The sequence below is a fragment of the Rhodopirellula maiorica SM1 genome, assembly GCF_000346295.1.
GTDB classification, from domain to species: Bacteria; Planctomycetota; Planctomycetia; order Pirellulales; family Pirellulaceae; genus Novipirellula; species Novipirellula maiorica.
In genome coordinates, this window is record NZ_ANOG01000293.1 from 1 (window position 1) to 6,432 (window position 6,432).

Below are 6,432 nucleotides of genomic sequence, written 5' to 3' on the forward strand. Positions count from 1 at the left end.
CTGAAACGTAACTCCTGCTGGCAATTGGAATTCAAGTGCGGTTCGAGCGGATTCCTCGCCCGCGACGATGCCGCCGCTGCCCAATGCTTCGGCCAGATTGACGTAAGGCCCCTGTGTAGAAGATACGCCAGAGGCTGTAATCAATTGAACGCCGTCAGCTAAACCAGGAAACACTACGACAGTCTGTCGGCCCAGTGAAGCAGTCGAACTTACGAACAAGTCTGCTTTGTACTTTCCAGTCTCGCGACTGAATCGAATGTTCTCAAAGTGCGTTTCCGCGTCTGTCGCTTCACTGAGCGTGGACAAATCGACCGCCGGGCTGGGTTGAGCGTTCGTTGCTGATGTGGCAAAGAAAGAGCGAGGCGAATGATTCGGCTTGACCTGATTGGAAAGTGGAATGATCCTCGCGGCCCCGTTACCGTCGACGTCTTGATTGAGATACTGGATCACCAGTTCAATCGTGTCAGTATCGGTGACACTTGAAAGGTCGATGTCATACGTATCGTTCGACACGCTGACCAGTCCTAACGCAGATTCGAACGTTCCATCCTCGTGGAAACTTGCGATGGCAGTGCCACTTCCGCGATCTACGCGGGTCGTTGTCGGGTCGCCTTGTGACACAAGATAGATGTTGACCAAGTCGCCGATGTTGGTTTCGGTATCAGTTCGATCAAAGGCAGTATCGATACGGAAACGAAAATTTCGCTGCCCAGTTAGCTGCCCTGACGTGATAGAAAATGAACGCGAAGAATCGAATCCTGATTCTGAAATCGCGAATCCCTTTCCGGTTCCGTGGCGATTAATCAGATTGATGACGTCAAGCGCGTCCAGGGCAGTTGCTGATCCGTCACCGTTCACATCGACGAAAGGTTCGTCAGATGACTCAGGTCTTGGGCCAAGTGCTGAGTTTGAACCTATGCGCCCTAGAAAGTTAATAACCACCAGTGCATCGAGTGCTGTAACTGTAATGTCTTGGTTCACATCGAATGGATTCGCCGGGCTCCGCCAGTCAGCCATCAGTAAGTAGCGGTCTTCGAGTTTTTCAACACGACTAAGGCGTTTTCTGCCATCCTTGCGAAAACGTTTCTTGCTGAGTTTCATGTTACCGCGATCCAAATAAGACGCCAAAATTGGTCGGTTCATGCATTTGTAATTGTACCCAATGCGGGCGGGTGATTCAGTGGCTGTTTGGGGGTTGCTTGAAAAACTTGAGTATTACTGTGATTCGTGGCATTCTTAACGCAAATGCTGCCAGATTCTCAGCTCGTATGCACATTCCGATATGGCTGTTTATCCGTTTTCAATAAGGCAGTTGGGCGTGGTACAACAGTTGTGGCAATCGGTTGCCACTGTCGAAGTATGTTGGAAGTTGCCCTGTGACACGTGGTGTTCATCATGTTCCGGAAACTCCTCTGCAACGGAGTAAATCCCAATTAGGCAATAGGAAACAATGAGAGACGACTCATGCATTTCGCGGCACGGACCGGAGATATCAGTTTTCCAGTGTTGTTTCTTGATGGGGGCCATTCAAGCACTTTAGGCCATTGCGAGCGCACGCCGCTACAATTGATTGCATTGCATGAACTTGGATTTATGGCTCGTCTGTTACTTGAAAACAGGGCCAATCCAAATGCTACCGGTAACAAGGGAAGCACGCCGCTGCATTTTTCGCCCCAGAAGGCCTTAACAAGAAACCTGGATGGGAGAAACCTTGAAGAGACACAGTATGTTTTCGCGGGGCGACTTCACTCAAGCTAGCAAAATACGCTCCGCAAGATGTGCTGTCCCCCCCGATATTTCTCCCCTTGGTTTCTCTCGTGCTCGCGAGCTTGCTGGCAATGAGTTTGGAGACGACTGACGCTATTAGCGAAAGTTGTGTTCGCAACGATTCCACCAGACGCTTCGGTGTTTGGGCCAGGAATTTCGCTACTCAAATAGTACGATCCCATCGTGTGCAATTTTTGGTTCAAGAGTTTTCAGCAGTTGCGTTGCCCTAGGACTGAAAACGCAATCGTCATGGAACTCTGCATACGCAATGTCAGAGCCATCCCAGGAACTTGCTGGAAAACGAAGTGGCCCAAAAAAGAACTGAATGTCGGTAGGTGACAAACACTGCAGCGATCACCGAGGCCTATCGACTCGCTCTCGCGAACAATTAGCGGAGTCAGCCGAGCTTGTGGTAAGAGATATTGGTAATTCTCATTACGGTCGAATGGTGAGAACTTGCAGCCGGAAACCTTGCTTTCTAACGCTTCGCAGACATCAGTGCGAAAAACTGAAAGCTGTCCATTGATGGAGAGCGCCGAATGTGTTACGCCGGGAATCGATTCCACCCTCACCAGTGGATCTACTGATACCGCAGGCCGCGTACACTCTTCGCATTGATGGCGGAAATCAATGTCGTCAATCCAAACCTCGGGAAACCGGAGAACCCACAAGGGTGCTTGCTTGTAATCCTCCTCACTAAAACGGGACCAAACCGAGTGTCGTACCTCGATGTCCTGCAAATTCGTTTCAACGTACTGAAGCACAGCGTCAACATTGTCAGGACGATAGTCCGCAGTTGCAATAATTGCGTTGCCTTGTTTCGCAAAGTCAAGTGACGTGGCGGCACGTAACTGCGAGAGATCGTCATCGTCAATAGTGAGCAGTTCCAGCATCGATGTTGGCTGAAGTTTAATTGTCTCTAAAGTCTTCATTACTAAAGTCCGTCGGTCATCTACGTAATTAAAGCTGGGTTTCTCCAGTTTTCTGGTTTTACAAGAGAGAAGCCAGTAAAGCCCTGCTCGATAATCGAAGTTGAAGAAACGTCTGATACCGCGGTCAGGGCTGGAATCGTCTTAGAAATGCGATATACCGGAGGTTCAATTTTGTGGTCGATGTTGGCCAGTCGTAGTTTTGAAATACTCGTAGCGAATCCTCCGCGTTCGACAAACATTGAGCTTTGCCGATCAAAGCAATCAAGCGACTCGAGTAGATTCACGAAATAAAAGCTTTCATCTCCAACCAATTGGCTGGTTTCAAGTTCAAACGATTCAAATTTACACTCAAGTTGCGTTAGGAAGTCTCTGAGACGCCTTGAAATGACCGGCATTGCTCCCGCAAAATAGAAGTCTGTAGGGGGAATGCTGTTGTCTTGAGCAAGAGACAAACTGTCAGGGAATTTCCCAGACAGCGAATTCCCGGAGGAAAGAGGTATGCCCACAATCGACTCGACGCTCACGATCGAAATACTTGGATAGTTCGCGTCGTTGTACTCGGGTGTCCAAATCAGAGGCATAAGTCTCTCCTAGCCGGCCAGCGATATGAAGAGTGTTGGCTATTGAGTCGAGGTTGTTCAGAAACCAAATCAATAACGAAGGTTTCGAAGGAACACAGCATATTTCAAGGCGCTCGCCTTCGCTCAATTTAGCAACATCCGCTTCACAACATGCTCCGTCTCCGATGTCTAAGCGTAACGTTGTGAAGCATTTCATAGCGGAACTCGTCAAGAGTTTCGGGGAGCCTGGAAAGCGAAAGTCACGCACGACTTCCGCTACGGAAAAACCCGTCACTTATTGTTCCGACGATGTCTAAGCGGCTAAGAACGGGTTGCGGCAAGCTCATGTCGGTTGTTTGCCATCGATGACCGATGGGTTTATAGTCATCAGAGCAGCTCTCTAGCCCCTTTCCCGTCGGCGAAATCAATATGAGCACTCGTTTCCGAACCCAAGCCTGCTTTGGCCTGAGTCTTCTGCCAAACGCAGCGAACCTGCTTGGGCGAGTTACCCAGTGGGGCGTCAATCGGATTGTAACACCCGCCGCCGTTGCGGCGGGGTTAATGGTCATCTTGACGTCACCGATGCTTGCCGCCGAGTCGGAGTTCTCTGACGAGTGGTACTTCGATCCCGAGGGAGCTGTGCGGACGAATTTGGAAGGCGGCCCGGCGATCGAGCTGTCGACCGATACCTGGATCGGCGAATCGACCACGCTGGACGATTGCCGCGGCAAAGTGGTGGTGCTGGATTTCTGGGCCACTTGGTGTGGTCCCTGTGTGGCCTCGATTCCAAAAAATATCGAGCTAGTTGATGCCTACCCGGACGAACTGGTCTTTATCGGTATGCATTCAGAGACCTCCGGCTGGGACAAAGCTCCGCAAATGGTCGAAGACCGTGAGATCAATTATCCAGTCGTGCTGGACACCGGAGAAACCGCCAAAGCCTACGGCATCAACGCCTTTCCCACCTACATCATCATCGACCGCAACGGCCTCGTACGGGCTGCCGGCGTCAAACCCAGCCACGTCAAAACGATCGTCAAACAGTTGATCGAAGAGTCCGGCTCCGGCGGCCAAGGCAGCCAGCTGGTCTCGTTCCAACGTGACTGGTTTTACAGCGGTGCGGAATGGATGCGGTCTTGGCAGGAACAACATGGTCAGCCCGCTCCGCCAATCCAGGCGACTGCTTGGTGGAGCCCCGGTGATGAGATCGATGCCGACGATGCGCCCCAACCGAAGGACGGCGAACCGAAGGACGGCAAACCGAAAGACGGCGAACAAGAGGGTGAGGAACAAGAGGAGGCGGAATCTGTCAACGAGACGCCCGTCAATGAAGAAGGGGGCGCAGCGGAGGCACCCGAGGGGCTGCAGGAAGCCGACTTGGACGGCGTCGTGCGTGTGCTGCATTTCACACGGCCTGGGCTGAAGCTCACGCAGCAGCAACTGCAAACATTCAATGAAACGGCCGCCAAGTACGCTCCGCAAGGCGTTGCCTTTGCCGTCGTCTGCGATCGACAGAGCGATTGGCAATCGACGCGAGCCTTTGCAGCAGAAATCGATCTGAGCATCCCGATGGCGCTCGATGCAGCCCCCCAACCCGCCCGTGACGAAGACGCGGCGGCCCAGCCCAACGGCGGCTCGTCAGTCCCACCTCGCGAAGCCGGCCGCACCGCACAAGCCTACCATGTCCGCATCGCACCCGTCACGGTGGTCGTCGATCGCAACGGTCGCATCCGAGCCACGGGGCTGAAACTGCAGCAGTTGGACGACGCGCTGAACGTCTTGTTGGCCGAACGCGCCGAATAATCTCGGACGTGGGAAGCATTTTTCGTCGCCAAGGCCAGGCGACGTCGGCGACGGACAATCTTCCCGCAAAACCATCGAACCGCGAAAACAATCCACCTAGCGAAATGAGGCGGCGATTAAGATGAACCCGCTCCATCGTGCTCCGTAATCACCACCGCAGCCTCTCTCACCACTATCGATCGACGGCGTCATGACCGAAACTGTTGTTACCCCTCCGCCAGCCACGGACGCCCTGTCCGCCGAAGGTTTCCCCCCCTCCGCCGCGTTTGCCAAATCGGTCATCGAACAGGTTAGCAAGACCGTTGTCGGGCAAACGGAAGTTGTCGAGCGAGTATTAATCGCATTGTTGACCGGCGGCCACCTGCTGCTCGAAGGCGTCCCCGGGATCGCCAAAACGCTACTAGTGCAATCGGTAGGCAAAGCCATCGACTTGCAATTCAAACGCGTCCAATTCACCATCGACTTGCTGCCCTCGGACATCCTGGGCTCGGAAATTCTAGACCAAAAATCGGGCCAGTTTCACATCCACAAAGGCCCGGTGTTCACCAACCTGTTGTTGGCCGACGAAATCAACCGCGCTTCACCCAAAGTGCAATCGGCACTGTTGGAAGCGATGCAGGAACGCAAAGTTTCGATCGGCGACGAAACCCACACGCTGCCCGCGCCGTTCCTGGTGATCGCCACCCAGAACCCGGTCGAGCAAGCCGGTACGTTTGAACTGCCCGAAGCGCAACTGGACCGGTTTATGATGTGCCACCGCCTGCGGTACCCCACGCCGGTGGAAGAAACCGAAGTGGTGCGGCGGGCGTTGAAGTTAAAACTGCAGCGGCAAGGCGACGGGGCGGTGCCGCAATCGATGTTTGACGCCATCGAAGACGAACACAAGCTGAGCGTCAAAGACTTGACCGAAGCCATGACGCAGGTCCAAGCCGTACACGTCAGCGAAGTCTTCATCCATGACTGCGTGAAACTAGTCAATGCCACGCGAGGCCACCAAGACTTGGTGCTGGGATGCAGCCCGCGTGCGGTGCTGAGTCTGGTACAGGCCGCTCGCGCCCGAGCGTTTATCTATGGTCGCGATTACGTGGTGCCGGAAGACCTGTTTACACTGGCCGAAGACGTGATCCTGCACCGCGTGCGATTGAGTTACGAAGCGCTTGCCGACGGGCTGACCCCGCAATCCATGCTGGAACGTTTGCTGAACGAAATGCTGTAGTTTGTATTGGTAATTGTTTAGCAACGTCGATCTTTATGAACGCATGAATCACGCCACGCATCCCGCCGAAACGCTGCCTCGCCCTGACATCCTGTCGCGGGCGAACTTCGAGCTCGTGGTCCGCCGCATCGCCGACGATATCGCCTTCGGAACC

The 6,432-nt window shown here is 53.6% G+C and carries 6 protein-coding genes; 3 read left to right on the forward strand and 3 right to left on the reverse strand.

Going from position 1 to position 6,432, the window contains the following annotated elements:
* Positions 1-1,101, reverse strand: a 1,101-nt coding sequence (locus tag RMSM_RS09615) for a dockerin type I domain-containing protein (protein ID WP_008694787.1), incomplete at its 3' end; no start/stop codon positions are given.
* A gap of 363 nt (positions 1,102-1,464) precedes the next feature.
* Here RMSM_RS09615 and RMSM_RS43760 point away from each other — a divergent pair.
* Entirely contained in the window at positions 1,465-1,758 is a 294-nt protein-coding gene (locus tag RMSM_RS43760) for a hypothetical protein (RefSeq protein WP_390172826.1), read from the forward strand.
* 218 nt (positions 1,759-1,976) lie between these two features.
* Here RMSM_RS43760 and RMSM_RS09620 read toward each other — a convergent pair whose 3' ends face one another.
* Entirely contained in the window at positions 1,977-2,699 is a 723-nt protein-coding gene (locus RMSM_RS09620; RefSeq protein ID WP_008694789.1) for a hypothetical protein, read from the reverse strand.
* Between the two features lie 20 nt (positions 2,700-2,719).
* Positions 2,720-3,280, reverse strand: a complete 561-nt coding sequence (locus tag RMSM_RS09625) for an imm11 family protein (RefSeq protein ID WP_040765009.1) — start codon at positions 3,278-3,280, stop codon at positions 2,720-2,722.
* Positions 3,281-3,688: 408 nt separating this feature from the next.
* Between RMSM_RS09625 and RMSM_RS36640 the strand changes: the two genes are divergently transcribed.
* Both RMSM_RS36640 and RMSM_RS09635 read left to right on the forward strand, forming a co-directional pair.
* Positions 3,689-5,062 (forward strand): redoxin domain-containing protein, encoded by a 1,374-nt coding sequence (locus tag RMSM_RS36640; protein WP_008694792.1) that lies wholly within the window; start codon positions 3,689-3,691, stop codon positions 5,060-5,062.
* Positions 5,063-5,252: 190 nt separating this feature from the next.
* Complete coding sequence (locus RMSM_RS09635; protein WP_008694794.1) at positions 5,253-6,278, forward strand: AAA family ATPase; 1,026 nt, start codon at positions 5,253-5,255, stop codon at positions 6,276-6,278.
* The last annotated feature ends 154 nt before the right edge of the window (positions 6,279-6,432 follow it).